Genomic DNA, 18977 nt, shown 5'->3' on the forward strand with positions numbered 1-18977 from the left:
ATTATGAATTTACAACAAAAAAAACAAGCCTATAGAATTTATCTTATTCTTGCGTCCTTATTTATATGTTCACTAGTAGTATCGAATTTAATTTTTCAAAAATTCTTTTACTGGAATCCATTAGGCCTATTTAGATTTGAAATTTCTGTCGGTATTTTGCCCTACCCAATTACTTTTTTAATAACAGATATAATTTCTGAAGTCTATGGTAAGAAGAAAGCTAATGAGGTTGTTTTAGCTGGAATTTTTGCTTCGGTATTTTCGATGGGCATTATCTTAGTAGCTGACAAAGTACCTGCTATTGATGCTTCACCTGTTACCAATGAAACTTTTACAAAAGTATTTGGTTTATCACCTTTGGCAGTATTGGCTTCAATGTTAGCGTATTTATTTGCGCAGTTTATAGATATACGCATTTTCCATTTTTGGAAAGATTACACCAAAGGAAAGCATTTATGGCTTCGTAATAATTTTTCAACGTTTACCTCTCAGTTCGTTGATACCGTCACAGTGTTATTACTACTTTGCTCTTTCGGGGTTTTACCATGGAATATTTTTTATGATCTACTTTTAAGCGGATTCTTATTTAAGATTATTGTTGCCGCATTAGATACACCATTATTGTATCTGTTTGTAGGAATGCTTCGTAGAAAATTTAAGCTTGAAATACATGAAGAGATTGACTTTTTAGGAGAGTCAAATAATATAGATGAGATAAAAGGTATTTAATCCTTAAAGAATATCATGTATTCTATGCTTCATAGCATACATTACGAGCCCCACTCTCGTTTTCACACCTAATTTTTTAAATAAAGAGTCTCTATACCCATCTATGGTTTTAGGGCTTAATGCCATTTCTTGAGCAATTTCTTTGTAGGTTTTTTCTGAACATGCCAGTTTAATCATTTCTAGTTCATTAGGGTTTAAGGAAGGTAAATCGCTCAAATCCTGATTAAAAGATCTCTGTAATGTTTTTGATACATGTTTCGTATGGTAAAAACCTTCGGTAAGTACTTCGGTCAGCGCGGTTTTTAATTCATTAGGGTGAATATCTTTTAGCATATAACCGCGTGCACCTTTTCTAATTATTTTAATAATTAATACCTCATCATCTTCCATAGATAGGGCTAAGACCTTTATATTAGGTTTATTTTTACTTAACCAATCTGTTGTTTCGATACCATTCATTACAGGCATTTTCACATCCATTAAAATGATATCTGGATCATTTGAAATAGCACTTAATTTATCTATTAATTCTTGACCGTTTTTTGCATGATACAATACATTAAATTCATCGAATGAATCTACTAATCCTTTTAAAGATTGTGCAAATAATAAATGGTCATCTACGATTACTACATTATACTTTTTCATATTTTTTTTCTAAAGGATATTTTAAAGTGAGCATTACGCCCTTATTTTTTTTAGATTTCATATTAAAAGCTGCATTAATAAGTTTAGCTCTACTTTGCATATTTATTAAACCAGAACCTAAGTTAATTTTACTCTTCTCAAACCCTACGCCCGAATCTTTGGCAATGATTTCTAAAAAATCATTGGTATAATTTAACGTTACTTTTAACGATTTTGCTTTTGCATATTTTATAGTGTTCGATAAAAATTCTTGTAATATTCTAAAAAGAATGATCTCGTCTTTTTTATCGATAGCTATTGAGTCGCCATTCACTTCTAAATCTGCTTCTAAAAAATTAAGCCTATTAAAACGATGTAATTCTAATTCGATAGATTTTTCTAAACCCATATTTTTAACGGTCTCAGGGTTTAAAAGCTTAGAAAGCATACGTATTTCTTGTAAACTTTCTGAGATGATCTCGCTAGTTTCATCTAGAATTTGTTTTTGATCATTAGCAACGCTAGGTTGTAAGATATTTAATTGCATTTTGGCTACTGATAGCAATTGCCCTACATGATCGTGTAATTCCCAACTTATATTTTGTAAGGTCTGTTCTTGTGTTTCTAATTGCGATTTAATAATCTCTTCTTCAAATCGAATCTCATTGGCCCTTTTTTCTAATAAGAATTTTGTTTTTCTATTTTGAAAAATACTAAAGATAATTATGATTACCACCACTAATATTACAACGGTTAACGTTGTAATGATAATTATTAAAGTGTTATTGCCAGTATCCATAATTGCTACTAAGTTAATGAAACTTAGTGTTAGTTATGATTCAAATCAACTTCTTTTATAATACTTCGTAATGCTTTATTATCTGACAAATATTTATTTTTAGCCTGTTGAAATATGCTAAATAACACAATCATGGCAATAGCAAAAATCAGTACCACAATGGTGCTAATTATAATTATTAGTGTGATTCTTTCCTGCTCCATATAAAACCAAATGTGAAAATTAGATACATCAAAGAACCCAGAATATATACAGTATGATATAAATTGTGTACATAATCAAATGTTGAGTAATAATTTTGAACAATAGAAAATGGAATGGTTCCCCCGTAAAAAATTAGAATCCCTACGCTAATCCAAAACAGCAGTTTTCTATGAAATAATAGAATTTTGTCTGATCTTAATAACTCTACTAAATAAAAAATAGCTGAGATAACAAGGAATAAAGATCCGATAATTCTTGAATGACTTTCTAAACTTGTTAGAAAATTTTCTAAGAATAACCAGTTAATAGCTACTGCCAAAAGATATAATACCATGAATCCTTTTACCCATTTTTTGAAATTTACTGTTTCAAGTAATCTGTAAAAAATTAAGAGATACATTATTTTCCAAATTGGGAACATAATGTTAAATAGCCAGTAACTATATTCATCTTTATATAACCAAACTCTTTTAGTAGCCATGATACTTCCTAATTGCTCGGTAATCACAACAGACCAGAGAATAATTAAAATGTATTTCAATGCTGTGCCTTTATATTTCCAATAAAAGAATGTGGCAAAAATGGCAGCTATTATCTCTGATAATAGTAAGACTTTTAACATATTATAATCGTATAATTATTTTTAAATATTAATTAATATTAATCGAAATCATCATCTCCACTATGTGGTGGTGGAACTGGTGTCCCACCATTAATACCTAAACCTTCATCTTGAATACTATTAGTCAGCATAAACCCTCCCTGTTGAACGTCTGGCTTGTTTTTTAAATCTTTAAAAAGGACAATTTTTCCTCCACTAATAGTATAAGATGACTCTGCTCTTCCATTCGATTTAGTTGGTGTAAAAAATACATTGGATTGAAATGGAGTATTGCCTTTATCTTTGAAAGAACCAAAAGTTACTTTAATCCCTTTAGGAGTTACTTTATGTTCTCTAGATACTTGTTTAATGTATTCTAGATAATCATCTAAAACATCAAATTCAAAAATTACAGATCTGGTATCATTAAAATCAGGTCTTCTTTGACTATTCCTCACATAGTCACTTACTACACTATCTTTCTTATTGTAGTTTTTGTAAAATTCGAATACTTGATCATTGCTAAGTAAATCTTTTTTAAGTCTTTGAAGGTCTATTGAATCTGTTTCCGGTTTTGGTTTATTAGTATTGCAATCACGTAATAATAAAAATGCGAGTAATGCAATTAGAATAAGATTTAATACTACTGCTGGTCGTTTGAGATTTTCCATAATAAAGGGTTTATGATTAGTAGCTGCAAATTACCAATAAAAGCTAAGAATAGTAAAGGGGAAAATGCCCCTTTTTTATACAGGAAAAACCCTTATCAAATTCAGGAATAAACCTCTTGTAAAGACATAAAAGAGGCTGCATCTTTGTAGTGTAAATATTTTAGAGTTAATTATTTGGGTTAGTTACAGAAACTTATATTTTGGTCAATACTCCTTAATCTCCTAATGCTATGAAAAAGACTTTTCGGTATTTAGATAATAAAGCTGGGAAAGTTGCTATGAAAAGGACCAAAATATAAGTTTTTTATTTTATTGAAATACGAACTACTAATCCTTCATTAGCGCGCACGTTAAACACCGTAGCATCTTCAAAAATAAAATATTGTCCCTTTATGCCCTTTAGAATGCCACGATACGATTGTTCTTTTTCAATATTTAAACTTTTTACCTTGGTGGGATATGTTTTTACGGGAAACTCTATTACAGTTTCTTTAGAGGTCCCCTGTATGTAATATTCTTTGACTTCATTAGGAATAAAAGAGGCTAATCGTTGTTTTTCAGAAGCTAGATCTAAATCTTCAACATCATTGGTTAGCATTTTTCGCCAGTTGGTTTTATCTGATATGTGTTCTTTTAAAGCAACTTCAGTAATTCCAGCAAGGTAGCGATTCGGTACTTCTACAATTTCTATGGCCTCGTGCGCACCTTGATCTATCCATCGTGTAGGTACTTGTTGTTTTCGGGTAACTCCTACTTTAACATTACTTGAGTTTGCTAGATAAACAATATGTGGTTGCAATTGCATTGCTTTTTCATAGGCTAAGTCTCGATCTTCTTTATCTAGATGGGCAGTACTTAGCTCTGGTCGCATAATCCAATCACCTGCTCTTGGGGTTTCATAAAAACAACCTTTACAAAATCCCTGTCTATAAATCGGTTTATCTAAGCCACAGTTTAAGCATTCGTGTTTTACAAAATCTAACTGAATTTCTTTATCAAGTAATTGATTTACATTAATAAAATCAGTACCCATATCGAGATAATAAGCAATTGGGCTTAAAAACTCAGTTTTCATTTTTTTTAAAACCCCTTGATATTTCATTTGCTTATAACTTTAACGGTTTCTTTTACTTTTTGTGCTATTTTTCTGGCCTCATGTATATTTTTATGCGTAATAGTAATATGTCCCATCTTACGAAAAGGTTTTGTTATTTTTTTTCCATAAATATGAGGAGTGGCACCATCGATAGCTAAAACAGCATCAATATTTTTATATATCACATTGCCAGTGTAATTTTCGGCACCCACTAAATTCACCATAATGCCGCCAACTTTACTGGAGGGATTTCCTAAAGGTAAATTCAAAATAGCACGAATGTGCTGTTCAAATTGATTCACATAAGAAGCTTCAATACTGTAATGACCGCTATTATGAGGTCGTGGAGCTACTTCATTTACGATGATTTTATCATCTTCTGTTTGAAACATCTCTACGGCAAGTAAGCCTACATGTTTAAATGCATCAGCTACGTTTAAGGCGATTTCTGTAGCTTTTTTAGCTATATTGTCATCAATTCTTGCTGGACAAATAACATACTCTACCTGATTGGCTTCGGGATGAAATTCCATTTCAACCACAGGATATGCCTTGACCATACCACTTGAATTTCTAGCAACAATGACTGCCAATTCATTTTTAAAAGGAATTAATTCTTCAGCGATACATTCCACATTTGGAAGTTGGGTGATATCTTTTTCTGACTTAACAATCTTTACCCCAGTACCATCATAACCAAAGCGCGCACTCTTCCAGACAAAAGGATACGCTAATCCTCCATTAGAAATAGCGTCTTTGATTTCATGAGCAAAAGCAAAGCGAGAAAAATCTGCAGTAGGGATGTTATGATCTCTATAGAAAAGTTTTTGTATTGCCTTGTTCTGAATGGTTCTAATGGTTTTAGACGAAGGAAACACTGGTAATCCTTCACTTTCTAAGGCTTCCAATGCATCAACATTTACATTTTCTATTTCAATAGTTAGCAAGCTTACTTTCTTTCCAAATTCATAGACAGTATGATAATCTAGCAAATCACCTTGATGAAATTCATTACAAATAGTAGCACAGGGCGCATTTTTTGAGCTATCGAGTATAGCAGTATAGATATCAAATTTTTGTGTTTCGGTCAACAACATTCGACCTAGTTGACCTCCGCCAAGAATACCTAACTTAAAATCTGATGAAAAATAATTTGCCACTTAAAAATTAGTTATGGTTAATGAATTGCCGCTTCGGGTTGCTCTATATTGTCGTGCGGCAAGCTGTGTTCCGCTTAAAGGCGAACCATCAAGAATTGAAAATTCGCTACTATCGCATTCGCACACCATTTTTACACCATTAATACGCATAGTAGAGCATTGATTCGGGGAAATATGTGGGCAAGCGGCATCCCATGCTAAATATTGAGATGAAGAAAACCTAAAAACAATAATACCTTTAATACCTTGATTCGGTATAAATGCTGTGCCGTTATCAAATAATAAATCTTGATATAAAGCCAAATTCAGATTAATCGTTACGTTCACAGGTACATTCGGCAAAATTGAATTTCCATCATCATTACTAGTACACCCTAAAATAGTAACAAAAAACAGGATGAAGAGCGATTTTTTCATACTTATGAATTAACTGCTGCAAGTTAGTAAATAAGCTTGCAAATTAAAATATTTTGTACATTTGTATGCGAATCTCATGCAGAATGCTTCTGTTTGAGATTTTTGTTTATTTAAATAATGTAATTATGAGTAAAGTAGCATACTATACGGCAGAAGGTTTAAAAAAACTAAAAGAAGAATTAGAACATTTAGAACATGTTGAAAGGCCACGAGTGTCTAACGAAATTGCTGAGGCAAGAGACAAAGGAGACTTAAGTGAAAATGCAGAATATCATGCAGCAAAAGAAGAACAATCTTTATTAGAATTTAAAATAGCACAGTTAAAAAATGTTGTGGCTAGTGCGCGTCTTATAGACGAAAGTCAATTAGATACTTCTAAAGTTTTGGCATTATCGACAGTTAAAATAAAAAATACAGCTAATAAGATGGAATTTACTTATACATTAGTTGCAGACTCTGAAGCCGATTTTAAAACAGGAAAGATATCTGTAAATTCTCCTATTGGTAAGGGTTTATTAGGTAATTCTGTAGGTGATATCGCTGAAATACAAGCGCCAAATGGGGTAATGAAATTTGAAATATTAGAAATCACCAGAGCATAATGGCATCTATTTTCACAAAAATAATTAATGGAGATATACCTTGTTATAAGGTTGCTGAAAATGATGATTTTTTTGCGTTTTTAGATATTAATCCAAACGCTAAAGGGCATACGCTAGTTGTGCCTAAAAAAGAGGTGAATAAATTTTTTGACTTAGATAAAGAAACCTATACTGGATTGCTAGAGTTTTCTAGAAAGATAGCTATAGCTCTTGAAAAAACGATTCCTTGTTTGCGTATCGGAATGTCTGTAATTGGTTTAGAAGTACCCCATGTGCATGTGCATTTAATTCCGCTAAATTCGATGAGTGACATTAATTTTAAGAAAAAAGTTAGCTTGACCAAGGAAGAATTTGAAACGATTGCAAAAACAATTGCAGCGCATTTATAGTTCGTTTAAGAGGACAGTAAATGTAGTGCCTTTGCCTAATTCAGATTTTTCTACATAGATTTTTCCTCCATGATAATCTTCTACAATACGTTTCGTGAGTGATAGACCTAGCCCCCAGCCACGTTTTTTTGTAGTATAACCTGGGTCGAATATTTTTTTAAACAGATTTTTCGGGATGCCTTTTCCAGAATCGGAAACATCGATTTTTACGTATTTATCATCTTTAGAAGCAATTTTGATTGCGATGCTTCCTTTGCCTTGCATCGCATCAATAGCATTTTTAACAAGATTTTCGATTACCCAACTAAATAGTTGTGCATTGATCATCGCATAAATCTTTTCTTTATTTGTTATTTCTAAACTAAAATCGATCAACTTTGAACTTCTAGATTCATAGTAGTCGTATGCTTTTTTAGTTTCTAGAACAACATCATAACGATCTAACTTGGGTATAGAACCAATTTTAGAAAAACGATCAGCAATGGTATTTAAACGTTCTACATCTTTTTCGATTTCGACTACGGTAGCTTCATCGGCATTTTCCATACGCAATATTTCTACCCATCCTAATAAGGAAGATAATGGCGTACCTATTTGATGTGCTGTTTCTTTAGCAAGACCCGCCCACAATCTATTTTGTTCGGCTGATTTATTGGTTTTAAAAACCATATAAATTACTGTCCCAAATAAAAGTAAAATTAGGAGTAAAGCTAAAGGGTAATATCGTAACCTATTTAATAGATCAGAATCTTTATAATAAATGTAATCAGTAGTCTCTCCTTTTTCAGACTTTTCCGAAGCATAAGTAACCGTTAAGGGTTTATTCTCGCTCTTCATTTTTTTAAGTTGATTTGTAAGGTAAAGCCTATCTTCGATTGGTAGGTTTTTGAAATCAAATGTTCTCTCAACATCTAAGTTTGCCCAAAATTTTATAGAGCCATCATTCCAAGTAACAATCATTGGAATATTTGTGTTATTGGTTAAAATCTCTCCTTCTAAACTTATATCTTTATTTAAATCAGGAGAATTCATGTTTTTCATTGCACCAGCAATTACTTCCATTTTCTGTCGCTCTTCTTGCTTAAACTTTTGAAAAAACACATTTGTATTCCATAAAATAAGGGCAACAACTAAAAAAGCAGCAATACCAAGTAACCAACGAAGTAAATTCTTATTCTGGGGGAGATTCATTTTAACAAATATAAAATTATCTTTTAGATAAGTAAAAAAATTGTGTTCAAATTATATCGCCTGATATTGTGTAATTTTACAATTCAAAAAATCATAGATGTTAACGATAGATCCTAAAAAAATAACAACACAAAAGTTGCATTCATATTTATTGAGTGCAATAGCACCAAGACCTATTGCTTTTGCGAGCACTATTGATAGGGAAGGTAGGCCAAACTTATCTCCTTTTAGCTTTTTTAATGTTTTTAGCGCGAATCCGCCTATTATGATATTTTCACCTGCAAGACGAGTACGTAATAATACAACAAAACATACCTTAGAAAATGTAATGCAGGTGAAAGAAGTAGTAATTAATGTAGTAAACCATGCTATTGTACAGCAGATGTCATTATCGAGTACCGAATATGATAAAGGAGTTAACGAATTCAAAAAAGCTGGGTTAACTATGTTGCCGTCTGATTTTGTAGCACCGTATCGTGTAGCAGAGTCTCCGGTACAATTTGAATGTAAAGTAAATGAAATAGTACCGTTAGGAGATCAAGGTGGAGCGGGTAATTTAATTGTCTGTGAAGTGGTTAAATTACATATTAGCGAGCATGTTTTAGACGAAAATAGTGTTATAGATCAACATAAATTAGATTTAGTAGCAAGGGCAGGAGGTAGTTACTATTCTAGGGCTAAAGAGGGCTTTTTTGAAATTCCAAAACCTTTAAGTACTTTGGGTATTGGCGTAGATCAAGTTCCTGAAACTATTAGAAAAAGCGATGTGTTGACGGGTAATGATTTAGGGATGCTTGGTAATGTAGAAGCGCTGCCTAATCAACAAGCTGTTGATAACTTTGCGAAGCATAATCCTCAATTTTCAAGAAAAAACACGCTAGAAAAACATACATTTGCCAAAGAGTTTTTAGCAAAAAATGATGTAGAAAGTGCTTGGAAAGTACTTTTATTAAAATAATATTATGGAAGTAACAGGAAAGATCAAAAAAATTGACGAAACCAAGACGTACGGAGCTAGTGGTTTTAGAAAAAGAGAAATGGTAGTAACTACCGATGAACAATACCCTCAAATGTTGTTGATTGAATTTGTACAAGATAAATGTGATGTGCTTAATAATTTTCAGGTTGGTGAAGATGTAAAAGTAAACATCAATTTACGAGGTAGAGAATGGATCAATCCAGAAGGTGAAGCAAAATATTTTAACTCTATTCAAGGATGGAGAATTGAAAAGCAACAAGCAGTGACAGGTCAGCAAATTCCACCAGTAGAAGCTGTTGATGCTTTTGAACCTGCAGATTCAGTTACCGAAAACGAACCAGACGATTTACCGTTTTAATATTTCGTCATTGCAATTCGTCAATAACGAAGAAGCAATCTTTTAAAAGATTACCACGTCATTTTATTCCTCGTAATGACGACGACAATATTAAGGCTTCAATTTTGGAGCCTTTTTTTTATTGCCTAGAAAGCACTAATTTGCTTGGGTTAATTTCTATAAATGAATATTACAAAAACTATAGAAAATCTTTTTAAGCGTTTTTTACCTTCTCCTTTTACCATAGCGGTATTGTTAACACTTTTCACAATACTCATAGCACTTTTGTTTACAGAGAACCAAAGTGATGATGTTCATTTATTAAGTGTGTTATCTTATTGGGAACATGGCATTTGGAATAATGGTTTACTCGTATTTGCGTATCAAATGATGTTGATATTAGTATTGGGGCATGTACTCGTATTAAGTAAACCCATGAGTATGCTTATTCAAAAGATTACAAATCTAGTTACCAACACACAAAACGCTGTAGTTTTGGTAAGTATTACTACGATGCTGGTTTCTTTTTTTAACTGGGGATTAGGTCTCATTTTCGGCGCTATTTTAGCGCGTAAAGTAGGTGAACATGCACAGAAAAATAACATAGAAATTAATTACCCTTTAGTGGGTGCAGCAGGGTATGTGGGCTTGATGATTTGGCATGGAGGTATGAGTGGATCTGCACCGTTAAAAGTTGCAGAAGCAGGTCATTTAAAAGAATTGATGACGGGTGTTTCTGATGTTTCATTAGTTGCCAATCTACCTGAGTTAGTATCAACGTATAGCACAATTTTCAGTTGGTGGAATTTATTGATTTTTACAGTAGTGTTGGTAGCTGTGCCATTGTTTTTACGATTTTTAGCAAACACAACAGAAACGACTCCTATTGATTTGCCCGAATATGAATTTAAATCTAACCAAGAGCAACCTATTAGTGGGGCTGAAAAATTAGATTACGCTAAATGGTTAGCTTTATTATTTGGGGTAATCATACTTCTTGCTTTTGTTTTTCAATACAGATTAAAGTTGCTCGATTTTATTATCACACCCAATATGCTCAACTTCTTTATGATTGGTTTAGCGATTATACTGCATGGTAGCTTTAAAAGTTTTTTAAATGCTGTTGAAGAAGCTATTAAAGGAACTTCAGGTATTCTGATTCAATTTCCGTTATATTTTGGTATCATGGGTATTATGAAAAGTACAGGTATGGTAAATGGTATCTCAGATTTTTTTGTTTCTATAGCTAATGAAACAACGCTGCCTATTTTTACATTTTTTAGTGCGGGCTTAGTCAATATTTTTGTACCAAGTGGTGGCGGGCAATGGGCAGTACAAGGCCCTATTGTTGTTGAATCTGCATTAAAATTGGGTGTGCCTTTACCAAAAGCCATTATGGCATTAGCCTATGGAGATCAGATAACAAATATGCTACAACCCTTTTGGGCATTACCGCTTTTAGGGATTACAAAATTAAAGGCAAAAGAGATTTTACCCTATACGTTATTGCTAATGTTTGTAGGTTCTGCTATTTATATTTTAGGGCTCTTGCTATTCTAAATTATGTATGTACTCAATAAAGACCTTTGGTTTCCTAACCCCGAAACAGCTTCACTTGAAGGAGTATTAGCTATTGGAGGAGACCTATCTGTAGCGCGATTGCAATTAGCGTATAAAAATGGAATTTTTCCTTGGTTTTCTGAAGACGATCCTATTGTTTGGTACTGCCCAGATCCTAGGATGGTATTGTTTCCTGAGAAATTAAAAGTTTCCAAAAGCATGAGACAAATTCTCCGTAAAGGTGCGTATGAAATCACTTTTAATCAAGCGTTTGAACAGGTTATAGAGCATTGTAAAACCATAAACCGTAAAGATCAATTGGGTACTTGGATTACTGGTGAGATGAAAACAGCTTATATTAAGCTTCATAATGCAGGATGGGCAAAATCTGTTGAGGTATGGAGATTTCTAGACTCTGATCGAAATGATAAAGAATTAGTAGGTGGTTTATATGGAATTGATCTAGGAACTGTTTTTTGTGGAGAAAGTATGTTTAGTAAAGTTTCAAATGCTTCAAAAATTGCATTTATTTACCTTGTTCAAAAATTGAAAAATGAGCACTATACATTATTAGATTGCCAGATTTATAATAAGCATTTAGCGAGCTTGGGTGCAGAAGAAATATCTAGAAAAGAATTTTTAAAGTATCTTTGATGCTTCATAGAATAACTGAGTTAAAATGCCGTTTTATTCTGTAACCTACACGCAATGTACTAATGAAACTACAACCACTAACACGAATACTCATTATTCTTAGTTTGGTTTTTTTAAACTTTGGTTGTGATCAGATTTCTAAAAGTTTGGTCAGAGATCGTATTTCATCAAACGAACGTATTAATGTTATAAATGACAGCTTGATATTTACTAAAGTAGAAAATTCGGGAGCAGCTTATAGTTTAGGTGCAAATTTGAGTCCGGTAGCTAAAAAGATTATTCTTCAAATAATTCCTGCAATTGTGTTGTTAGTTTTGCTTATTGTTTTACTAACCTCAAAAGATTACACTTTACCAATTATGATAGGTTTTTGCTTTATTGTTGGTGGTGGTATTGGCAATGTATTTGATAGAATTGCCTATGGCTCTGTGACAGATTTTGTCTATGTTGATTTGGGCTTTTTCGCTACTGAAATATTTAATATGGCTGATGTCTCAATTGTTTTAGGAACATTAATTGTTATAATATTCTCGATTTTTGATAGAAAACCTAAGGAAACTAAAATAGCCTAGTATGAATATAAAAGATGCGCAACTAACCGTTGATGAATGGATAAAAACGCATGGGGTTCGTTATTTTAATGAACTTACTAATATGGCACAATTAACTGAAGAAGTTGGTGAGGTTGCTCGAATTATTGCCAGACGCTATGGTGAACAAAGTGAAAAAGAGTCTGATAAGAATAAAGATTTAGGAGAAGAGCTTGCAGACGTACTATTTGTTGTATTATGTCTTGCTAACCAAACTGGTGTTAATCTACAAGAAGCTTTTGACAAAAAACTCGATCTAAAAACTAAACGAGATCACAATCGGCATCATACGAATGAAAAACTTAAATAATGAAGTTTTTAGAATTAGTTAAACAACCAAGCTATTGGAAAATAGTTTTTCGAATTGGTATCCTATTTTTCGTTTTATTGATCATTATTTCTTTGCTTTTTAATAGCTTTTCTGATATTTTAAAGTTTGATATAAATGCTGTAGTTACTAAAAACTTTTCTGAAGGAAAGTGGCTACGTTTTGTAGTAACGAAATTATTTATTAGTATCGCTTATGCTATGTTTGTAACAGCAAAAAATATGAGAGAGTAATTAAAATCTAACCCTAAAAACTAGATTAGGCGTAAAGCGTAAGCCTTTTTGAACATTTTCGATTAATTCTAAATCGTTGTTAAAGTTTTGTCCCACTTGATAAGATCTATCTAGTAGGTTTTGCTTATTATAAATATTTAAGAAAGAGATACCAATTTTTCCTTTCCAGTTAGTGTTTTTAGAAAATAGAAAATCATACGTTGTAGAAAAATCTAGTCGATGGTAGTTTGGTAATCGACTTGCATTAATAGTTCCAAAATTAATTTCAAAAGGATCATTTTCATCCAATCCAGTACTATTGGTAAAAGGTTTACCACTTCTATATTTCCATCCGAGAGAAAAGTTGAAATTTTTATATTTCAAAGTGTGATTCCAGTTAAGGTTATGTCGAATATCAAAATTTCCTGAAAATTTTTCACCTTCATTAAGGTCATCAAAAATAAAATCTGACCAGCCTAGTGAATAGCTTATCCAGGTTCTGTAGTTTTTAATTCTTTTTTTAATCAGTATGTCGATGCCATAATTATCACTTTTTCCATTAGAGAAATCTTGTGTTGTATTTGAAAATCCTCGTGTTAGCGAAGAGAGCCCATCTATTTCTTTGTAGTACCCTTCTATACTCAAATTCCAATTATTTTTATCAAAATTAAACCCTGCGCTTAGCTGTTTGCTATTTAAAATAGAGATGTCTTCTCCGTTAGGCAATGCCCAAACCTGATTTTCTAATCCGAAATCAGAAGTGTCAAACTCAATAACTTGACTTATTGATTGATTTTTTATTTCACCTGATAAATTAAATCTTAGATCATTAGTAAGGTAAGTTTCTATGTGTAAACGTGGTTCTATAAAAAAATCACCTGTTACAGAAAAAGAATTTGCACGTAACCCAGCATTTATAATTAGTTTTTTAGCATTTATAAATTGATAAGAAGCATAAAAAGCATTTGTGGTATTATTGGCTTCATCGCTAATTGTAAAACTTTCTTCAGGCGAAAAAGAGGTATTATTTTGTATTAAAAAAGAAACATTATTTGTTGTAAATTGATAACCAAGTTCTACTGTGTTTTTCTGATTTAATTTTGTAATTGCTACAGCTTGAACTTCTAGTTCGCTTATATCATTATTCTTATTGGTTTCAATACGGTCATCTTGATCGAATTGATCAATTCCGTTATATCTAAGGTTATAATTAGAGTTGTTAAAACTAATTCTTTGCTCGAATTTTTCATTCCATTTCCTTTCCCATGAAGCTTGAAACCCATTATTCTCAATTTCTAGATCATCTCTAGTAGTTTCGTCAATGTCTTCATAATCAAAATTAGCTATATAATCTAATTTGTTTTTTACATATAGACTACTAAGAACTAACTTATCCTTTTTGGAAAGACTAGCTAGAACTTTCGCATTAAAATCGGTGAAATAAAAATCGTTATTTACCTCATTAGCCTCTATATTTTGTTGGTTTTGACCAATGCGTGAATTCTGAAATACTTTTTTACTTATTTTGTCATAAGTAAACGTATTTATGATATCATTAAAAGAGCGTCTTGCTGAAATGATTAGACCTAGTTTTTCATTAAATAATGGTGTTTTTAAAAAAGCATCAGCATGTGTCATATTAAAACCAAACCCACCATTTACTTTTAATGGGATTTTTTGCTGCGAGTGAATATCAATAACACCAGATATTCTATTGCCGTATTTGGCGTTAGCTCCGTTTTTATAAATCGTTATTTCGTCTGTTATATAAGGATTGAATGCTGATATCATTCCGAAAAAATGACCACTGTGATAAATCTTTATACCGTCCCATAGAATTAAATTTTGATCGGGCGTGCCTCCTCTTACATGCAACCCAGAAGCCGTTTCATTAGGGCTTTGAATACCAGGTAGTGATTGTAAACTTTCAAGAACATCGGGCTCGGTTAATCCAGGCAGAATGCCAAGAGTATTGGGTTTTATTTTTGTGGTACCATCATTAATTTGAGAAATACCTTGGGTAATATATTCTTTTACAATAATCTCTTCGAGTTGTTCATTAAGTGCTGCCAAATATATTTTATTACAATATTCTTTTTTAAACTCTTTGGCAATTAGTTTTTGGGTTTTAAACCCTAAATAATGAATCGCTATTGTATCTGTATCCTTTACATTATGAAGCTGAAAATACCCTTTTTTGTTTGTGGTGACTCCTGTACCTTGATTGTTGTTAATGATTTCTGCTTTTTCTAAAACTTCTAAGGTTGTTTGATCAAAAATATAAGCACAAATAGTTTGAAGGTTACCTTGCTTTTTTCTAATTATATAATACCTGTTGTTAACTTTTTCGAAAACTAGGTTTGAACTTTGTTGAATTTTATTGAGAATAATCTGTAGAGAAATATTTTTTGCAGTATAGGTAAAAAGTTGATTATTTATAATAGCATCTGAATATGAAAAACGCAAGTTAAAATCGTGTTCTATTTGTGTTAAAACAGATTTTAAAGAATCATTATTAAAGTTAACAGTAGCTGTCTCTTGAGAATAAGAACTAAGAGAAGTGATCAATAAGAAAATCCAAAAGAAACGTTTCATTAACCTTTAACGAGAATAACGGTGTTTTCGTTTTTAAAAGTATAATTTATTTCCATAGGAATGAAAACTGTTTTTAAAGCAAGTTCGAGATCTTTATGACTAAAACTACCAGTAAAACGTTCATTTGTATCTATATTTTGAAACGCTATTTTAATATCGAATTGTTTTTCTAATGCTTTGATTACTTGTAATAATGGAGCGCTTCTAAACGTAGATTCTCCTTGTATCCATAAAGGTAATGGCTCGCTGAAAGTATATTCTTCTATAATATTGTTATTATTTCTAAAAGCTTTTCCCCGTGTTAAAATAACTTCTTCAGTATTGCTTTTGGTTTTAACTTTTCCTTCATAACAAAGTACTTCGAAGTAGTTGTCTTGATAAATAACGTTAAATTCTGTACCTAAAACTTCAACACTACCTTTTTTAGTTTTAACTATAAATGAAGTTCCTTTTTTAACCTTAAAAAATGCCTCTCCGTTGAGGTTAATTTCTCTTTTATCTTCCCATTTTTTCTTATTATACTGTATGCTTGACTTCGCATTTAGCCATACTTCAGAACTATCAGGTAAAATGACAGCAAGTTGTTCGCCAAATTTTGTTGAAACAGTAGTTGAAGAATTGAAGAAATAATAACCTCCAAAAAGTAGCGCTATAGAAGCTGCGGTAGCATACACCCAATTTGGAATCAATTTTTTTACCTTAGTTTGTGTAATTATTTTTTGCTGCACTTTATCAAATATTGCTTTTTTATCAAAAGCTGGCATAAGAAACCTATCAGAACCTTCTTTGATATTCTGATAGTCTTTAAAGGCATCAGATCGCTCAAAATTGGTAAGCTCTTCAGGTGTGAGCTCGTCATTTATCCAGCGTGCTAAAAAAGTTTCATCGTAATTTTGTTCCATGTAATGACCTATATGTTTACTAATAAACAGTTATATAGAAGTTTACCCTACCTCAAATATTTTTAATTTCTTTTCTAAGACTGATTAGCGCTTTATGCATTCGTTTTTCTACGGCTTTTACCGATATGCCTAACAGCTCAGCTATCTCTGCATACTTTTTTTTATCAATTCTACTCAATAGAAAAACTTCACGCTGTGCCTCTGTTAAATTGGCAATAGCGTTTTGCAATTTTTGCATAAATTCTTGTTCTTCTAAGAGAAAACTTGGGTCTTCATGGTTTTCTCTTGAATTAAAACTTTGTTCATATTTTAGTACTACTTTTTTATGCTCAAATGCATTGTAGAATAGATTATTTACCACTGTGAATAGAAATGCCTTTACCTTCTCAATCAATACTTTTGTACAATTTTTCCATAAGCGCACAAAAGCCTCTTGCGTAAAATCTTCGGCTTGATTTATATCACCACATTTGTAGAAAATAAAATTACGAACTGTTTCAGCATGCTCATTAAATACTTTTTCAAAGACTTTTGGTTCGCAGATAGATAGATTTTCTTTCATTAAAACAAACTTAACAAAAATATTTAAGCAAATAGGTAGGGTATTTTTTAGTTAATCGGTTTGTTATATGAATAGTAATTTTCATAAGCTTATATAAGCACAGTTTGGTTTTTTGATTTGCAAAAGCTGCCTTTAATAGAGGTAGCTTTTGTTTTTCAAAACTTTTAAAATAAAAGGTAGGGTGTTTCATTTTAAACCTGTTTATATCAAAACAAAAAGATTAACCCATTAAAATAGAATGTATGAAATGGATAAGAATAAACACATGGACAATTTTAGTGATATTTTTCGCCATCACGTTTAGTGCATGTAATAGAGATGATGAAATTATAACACCTAGGTCTGAAGTTACCGATAATGGAAACGATACACCTTCAGATAATGAGTCTAACAATAATAATGGTTCTGATGGAGATGATAACGAATCATCAGGAACTGAAACTAGCTCTGAAGGAGAAATTACTTTATACAGAGTAAGTGGTGATAACTTAGAAAAAATTAAAGACTATAAGGTTTCGGGGCAAGATTTAAATTATCAGCAAGATGTAGCCAAACATCAAGAAATATGGGAGTTAACAAAAAAAATAATCCCTTCAAATTATAGAAGCTATATGAGTGAATTTATGATTTATAACGGGGAGGTTTCTGGCTCCGCTGGTTATGTATATCAAACCAAGCAAGATTTATCTAAATGGCATATGGGTATTGCTATTAACTATGCAGACAATAAACAAGAACTAACATATACATTGATTCATGAATTCGGTCATATTTTAACTTTAAATAGTACGCAGCTTGATGCAAATATTACTGAAAGCTCTTGCTCTAATTTTTTTACAAGTGAAGGTTGTGCTAAAAATCAATCGTATATTAATAAACTTCACAAAAGCTTTTGGGCAGATATTTGGAGCGAATTTGAACAAGCTCTAGATAGTGAGTCTTCTCACCAGAATTTTTATGAAAAATACCAAGATCGTTTTGTGACGAATTATGCAGCTACTAATCCTGGGGAAGATATAGCTGAAGTATTTGCCACTTTCGTAACAAGAAATGATAGGCCTTCTGGTTCTACAATCGCTGAAAAGAAACTACTATTAATGTATGAGCACAATGAATTGGTAGAACTGCGTAATTATATTAGAAATAACACACAATCGAGAGCTAAAAGAGGCGGTATTTCTCTTGCATTACCAGCACCGGGAAGCTGGAAGCAAGCAAATACACTTGGGAATTCTAAAAAATCTCATTGCAAGTTAAAACATTAAATAATAAAAAATGCTCGCAATAGGGTTGTGAGCATTTTATCAAAATTTTACAAGATGAAAAACTTAACGATAATTTTTATGCTAATCGCACCACTCATTTTTTCATGCAACTCTAGTAAGCTCAACTCACAAGAGGCGTATATACAATTGACCAAGAAACGGTGTTTTGGTAAATGCTCAACGTATGATCTTTTTATATATAATAATAATATTGTAAGCTATAATGGTATCGATCATGTTAGCAAAAAGGGTAAATACACTACGAAAATAACAGCCGAAGAATTGGCAGACATAGAAAGCTTATTTCATGAAGCTCGCTATAAAACTTTAGAAAATCCTATTGACAAGAAAATACGGGATTTGCCGATCACAGTGCTCAAATATGGTACTAAGAAAATAGAATTTCAAGGGCAACGGATGCCAGAAGAAGTAAAAACTATTATAAAAAAAATAGAAAAATTAATTGATAGGGTAGGGTAAGTTTCTTGTAACCTGTTATTAGTACAT

At 31.9% G+C, this 18977-nt stretch carries 23 protein-coding genes; 12 read left to right on the forward strand and 11 right to left on the reverse strand.

Going from position 1 to position 18977, the window contains the following annotated elements; translation table 11 throughout:
• Positions 1-3: 3 nt before the first annotated feature.
• On the forward strand, positions 4-729 hold the full coding sequence (locus AC1EUY_RS14800; RefSeq protein ID WP_480196348.1) for a queuosine precursor transporter: 726 nt from the start codon (positions 4-6) through the stop codon (positions 727-729).
• Positions 730-732: 3 nt separating this feature from the next.
• Here AC1EUY_RS14800 and AC1EUY_RS14805 read toward each other — a convergent pair whose 3' ends face one another.
• The 7 genes from AC1EUY_RS14805 to AC1EUY_RS14835 form a co-directional block, all read right to left on the reverse strand.
• A complete protein-coding gene (locus tag AC1EUY_RS14805; protein ID WP_480196326.1) occupies positions 733-1377 on the reverse strand; it encodes a response regulator in 645 nt (214 codons plus the stop codon).
• The gene (locus tag AC1EUY_RS14810) at positions 1364-2155 is read right to left on the reverse strand and encodes a sensor histidine kinase (RefSeq protein ID WP_480196327.1); all 792 of its coding nucleotides are present in this window, start codon (positions 2153-2155) and stop codon (positions 1364-1366) included. The genes AC1EUY_RS14805 and AC1EUY_RS14810 overlap by 14 nt, the downstream gene beginning before the upstream one ends.
• Before the next feature lie 178 nt (positions 2156-2333).
• The gene (locus tag AC1EUY_RS14815; protein WP_480196328.1) at positions 2334-2981 is read right to left on the reverse strand and encodes a hypothetical protein; all 648 of its coding nucleotides are present in this window, start codon (positions 2979-2981) and stop codon (positions 2334-2336) included.
• A 38-nt stretch (positions 2982-3019) separates the two neighbouring features.
• Positions 3020-3631, reverse strand: a complete 612-nt coding sequence (locus AC1EUY_RS14820) for a hypothetical protein (RefSeq protein ID WP_480196329.1) — start codon at positions 3629-3631, stop codon at positions 3020-3022.
• A gap of 304 nt (positions 3632-3935) precedes the next feature.
• Positions 3936-4733, reverse strand: a complete 798-nt coding sequence (locus AC1EUY_RS14825; protein WP_480196330.1) for a DUF2797 domain-containing protein — start codon at positions 4731-4733, stop codon at positions 3936-3938.
• Positions 4730-5887, reverse strand: a complete 1158-nt coding sequence (locus AC1EUY_RS14830; protein ID WP_480196331.1) for a 5-(carboxyamino)imidazole ribonucleotide synthase — start codon at positions 5885-5887, stop codon at positions 4730-4732. Before AC1EUY_RS14830 ends, AC1EUY_RS14825 begins: the two co-directional genes overlap by 4 nt.
• Positions 5888-6304, reverse strand: a complete 417-nt coding sequence (locus tag AC1EUY_RS14835; RefSeq protein WP_480196332.1) for a Rieske (2Fe-2S) protein — start codon at positions 6302-6304, stop codon at positions 5888-5890.
• A 125-nt stretch (positions 6305-6429) separates the two neighbouring features.
• Between AC1EUY_RS14835 and greA the strand changes: the two genes are divergently transcribed.
• Both greA and AC1EUY_RS14845 read left to right on the forward strand, forming a co-directional pair.
• Positions 6430-6906, forward strand: a complete 477-nt coding sequence (gene greA / locus AC1EUY_RS14840; protein ID WP_480196333.1) for a transcription elongation factor GreA — start codon at positions 6430-6432, stop codon at positions 6904-6906.
• Positions 6906-7295, forward strand: a complete 390-nt coding sequence (locus tag AC1EUY_RS14845) for an HIT family protein (RefSeq protein WP_480196334.1) — start codon at positions 6906-6908, stop codon at positions 7293-7295. Before greA ends, AC1EUY_RS14845 begins: the two co-directional genes overlap by 1 nt.
• Here AC1EUY_RS14845 and AC1EUY_RS14850 read toward each other — a convergent pair.
• Positions 7290-8486 (reverse strand): sensor histidine kinase, encoded by a 1197-nt coding sequence (locus tag AC1EUY_RS14850; RefSeq protein ID WP_480196335.1) that lies wholly within the window; start codon positions 8484-8486, stop codon positions 7290-7292. The genes AC1EUY_RS14845 and AC1EUY_RS14850 overlap by 6 nt on opposite strands.
• A 97-nt stretch (positions 8487-8583) precedes the next feature.
• Between AC1EUY_RS14850 and AC1EUY_RS14855 the strand changes: the two genes are divergently transcribed.
• The 7 genes from AC1EUY_RS14855 to AC1EUY_RS14885 all read left to right on the forward strand — a co-directional run bounded on the left by AC1EUY_RS14855 (position 8584) and on the right by AC1EUY_RS14885 (position 13167).
• The gene (locus tag AC1EUY_RS14855; protein WP_480196336.1) at positions 8584-9444 is read left to right on the forward strand and encodes a flavin reductase family protein; all 861 of its coding nucleotides are present in this window, start codon (positions 8584-8586) and stop codon (positions 9442-9444) included.
• A 4-nt stretch (positions 9445-9448) separates the two neighbouring features.
• Positions 9449-9823, forward strand: a complete 375-nt coding sequence (locus AC1EUY_RS14860; RefSeq protein WP_480196337.1) for a DUF3127 domain-containing protein — start codon at positions 9449-9451, stop codon at positions 9821-9823.
• Positions 9824-9985: 162 nt separating this feature from the next.
• Positions 9986-11362 carry a short-chain fatty acid transporter gene (locus AC1EUY_RS14865; RefSeq protein WP_480196338.1) on the forward strand — a complete coding sequence of 459 codons (1377 nt, stop codon included), beginning with the start codon at positions 9986-9988 and terminating at the stop codon, positions 11360-11362.
• A 3-nt stretch (positions 11363-11365) separates the two neighbouring features.
• Positions 11366-12016, forward strand: a complete 651-nt coding sequence (aat, locus tag AC1EUY_RS14870; RefSeq protein ID WP_480196339.1) for a leucyl/phenylalanyl-tRNA--protein transferase — start codon at positions 11366-11368, stop codon at positions 12014-12016.
• A gap of 62 nt (positions 12017-12078) precedes the next feature.
• Complete coding sequence (gene lspA, locus AC1EUY_RS14875; protein ID WP_480196340.1) at positions 12079-12588, forward strand: signal peptidase II; 510 nt, start codon at positions 12079-12081, stop codon at positions 12586-12588.
• Between the two features lies 1 nt (position 12589).
• Positions 12590-12916 (forward strand): nucleotide pyrophosphohydrolase, encoded by a 327-nt coding sequence (locus AC1EUY_RS14880; protein ID WP_480196341.1) that lies wholly within the window; start codon positions 12590-12592, stop codon positions 12914-12916.
• On the forward strand, positions 12916-13167 hold the full coding sequence (locus tag AC1EUY_RS14885) for a hypothetical protein (protein ID WP_480196342.1): 252 nt from the start codon (positions 12916-12918) through the stop codon (positions 13165-13167). The genes AC1EUY_RS14880 and AC1EUY_RS14885 overlap by 1 nt, the downstream gene beginning before the upstream one ends.
• On the opposite strand, the gene AC1EUY_RS14890 is transcribed toward AC1EUY_RS14885, so the two are convergent.
• The 3 genes from AC1EUY_RS14890 to AC1EUY_RS14900 are packed head-to-tail and all read right to left on the reverse strand — an operon-like array spanning position 13168 to position 17205.
• Positions 13168-15741: a TonB-dependent receptor plug domain-containing protein gene (locus AC1EUY_RS14890; protein ID WP_480196343.1), complete on the reverse strand. Its 2574-nt coding sequence runs from the start codon at positions 15739-15741 to the stop codon at positions 13168-13170.
• The gene (locus AC1EUY_RS14895) at positions 15741-16643 is read right to left on the reverse strand and encodes a FecR family protein (protein ID WP_480196344.1); all 903 of its coding nucleotides are present in this window, start codon (positions 16641-16643) and stop codon (positions 15741-15743) included. The genes AC1EUY_RS14890 and AC1EUY_RS14895 overlap by 1 nt, the downstream gene beginning before the upstream one ends.
• A gap of 52 nt (positions 16644-16695) precedes the next feature.
• On the reverse strand, positions 16696-17205 hold the full coding sequence (locus AC1EUY_RS14900; RefSeq protein ID WP_480196345.1) for an RNA polymerase sigma factor: 510 nt from the start codon (positions 17203-17205) through the stop codon (positions 16696-16698).
• 242 nt (positions 17206-17447) lie between these two features.
• On the opposite strand from AC1EUY_RS14900, the gene AC1EUY_RS14905 reads away from it, so the two are divergent.
• Together AC1EUY_RS14905 and AC1EUY_RS14910 are read left to right on the forward strand one after the other, a co-directional pair.
• Entirely contained in the window at positions 17448-18470 is a 1023-nt protein-coding gene (locus AC1EUY_RS14905; protein WP_480196346.1) for a zinc-binding metallopeptidase, read from the forward strand.
• A gap of 54 nt (positions 18471-18524) precedes the next feature.
• On the forward strand, positions 18525-18950 hold the full coding sequence (locus tag AC1EUY_RS14910) for a DUF6438 domain-containing protein (protein ID WP_480196347.1): 426 nt from the start codon (positions 18525-18527) through the stop codon (positions 18948-18950).
• Positions 18951-18977 lie beyond the last annotated feature (27 nt).

This window comes from Maritimimonas sp. 2210JD6-3, assembly GCF_056591795.1.

Bases quoted from the DNA above. Each gene is read 5' to 3' on its own strand.
- AC1EUY_RS14805 (WP_480196326.1), bottom strand. From the start codon at position 1,377: ATGAAAAAGTATAATGTAGTAATCGTAGATGACCATTTATTATTTGCA.
- AC1EUY_RS14800 (WP_480196348.1), top strand. From the start codon at position 4: ATGAATTTACAACAAAAAAAACAAGCCTATAGAATTTATCTTATTCTT.
- AC1EUY_RS14895 (WP_480196344.1), bottom strand. From the start codon at position 16,643: ATGGAACAAAATTACGATGAAACTTTTTTAGCACGCTGGATAAATGAC.
- AC1EUY_RS14865 (WP_480196338.1), top strand. From the start codon at position 9,986: ATGAATATTACAAAAACTATAGAAAATCTTTTTAAGCGTTTTTTACCT.
- AC1EUY_RS14885 (WP_480196342.1), top strand. From the start codon at position 12,916: ATGAAGTTTTTAGAATTAGTTAAACAACCAAGCTATTGGAAAATAGTT.
- AC1EUY_RS14820 (WP_480196329.1), bottom strand. From the start codon at position 3,631: ATGGAAAATCTCAAACGACCAGCAGTAGTATTAAATCTTATTCTAATT.
- AC1EUY_RS14890 (WP_480196343.1), bottom strand. From the start codon at position 15,741: ATGAAACGTTTCTTTTGGATTTTCTTATTGATCACTTCTCTTAGTTCT.
- AC1EUY_RS14845 (WP_480196334.1), top strand. From the start codon at position 6,906: ATGGCATCTATTTTCACAAAAATAATTAATGGAGATATACCTTGTTAT.
- AC1EUY_RS14900 (WP_480196345.1), bottom strand. From the start codon at position 17,205: ATGAAAGAAAATCTATCTATCTGCGAACCAAAAGTCTTTGAAAAAGTA.
- greA (WP_480196333.1), top strand. From the start codon at position 6,430: ATGAGTAAAGTAGCATACTATACGGCAGAAGGTTTAAAAAAACTAAAA.
- AC1EUY_RS14850 (WP_480196335.1), bottom strand. From the start codon at position 8,486: ATGAATCTCCCCCAGAATAAGAATTTACTTCGTTGGTTACTTGGTATT.
- AC1EUY_RS14810 (WP_480196327.1), bottom strand. From the start codon at position 2,155: ATGGATACTGGCAATAACACTTTAATAATTATCATTACAACGTTAACC.
- AC1EUY_RS14880 (WP_480196341.1), top strand. From the start codon at position 12,590: ATGAATATAAAAGATGCGCAACTAACCGTTGATGAATGGATAAAAACG.
- AC1EUY_RS14815 (WP_480196328.1), bottom strand. From the start codon at position 2,981: ATGTTAAAAGTCTTACTATTATCAGAGATAATAGCTGCCATTTTTGCC.
- AC1EUY_RS14825 (WP_480196330.1), bottom strand. From the start codon at position 4,733: ATGAAATATCAAGGGGTTTTAAAAAAAATGAAAACTGAGTTTTTAAGC.
- AC1EUY_RS14835 (WP_480196332.1), bottom strand. From the start codon at position 6,304: ATGAAAAAATCGCTCTTCATCCTGTTTTTTGTTACTATTTTAGGGTGT.
- lspA (WP_480196340.1), top strand. From the start codon at position 12,079: ATGAAACTACAACCACTAACACGAATACTCATTATTCTTAGTTTGGTT.
- AC1EUY_RS14905 (WP_480196346.1), top strand. From the start codon at position 17,448: ATGAAATGGATAAGAATAAACACATGGACAATTTTAGTGATATTTTTC.
- AC1EUY_RS14910 (WP_480196347.1), top strand. From the start codon at position 18,525: ATGAAAAACTTAACGATAATTTTTATGCTAATCGCACCACTCATTTTT.
- aat (WP_480196339.1), top strand. From the start codon at position 11,366: ATGTATGTACTCAATAAAGACCTTTGGTTTCCTAACCCCGAAACAGCT.
- AC1EUY_RS14855 (WP_480196336.1), top strand. From the start codon at position 8,584: ATGTTAACGATAGATCCTAAAAAAATAACAACACAAAAGTTGCATTCA.
- AC1EUY_RS14860 (WP_480196337.1), top strand. From the start codon at position 9,449: ATGGAAGTAACAGGAAAGATCAAAAAAATTGACGAAACCAAGACGTAC.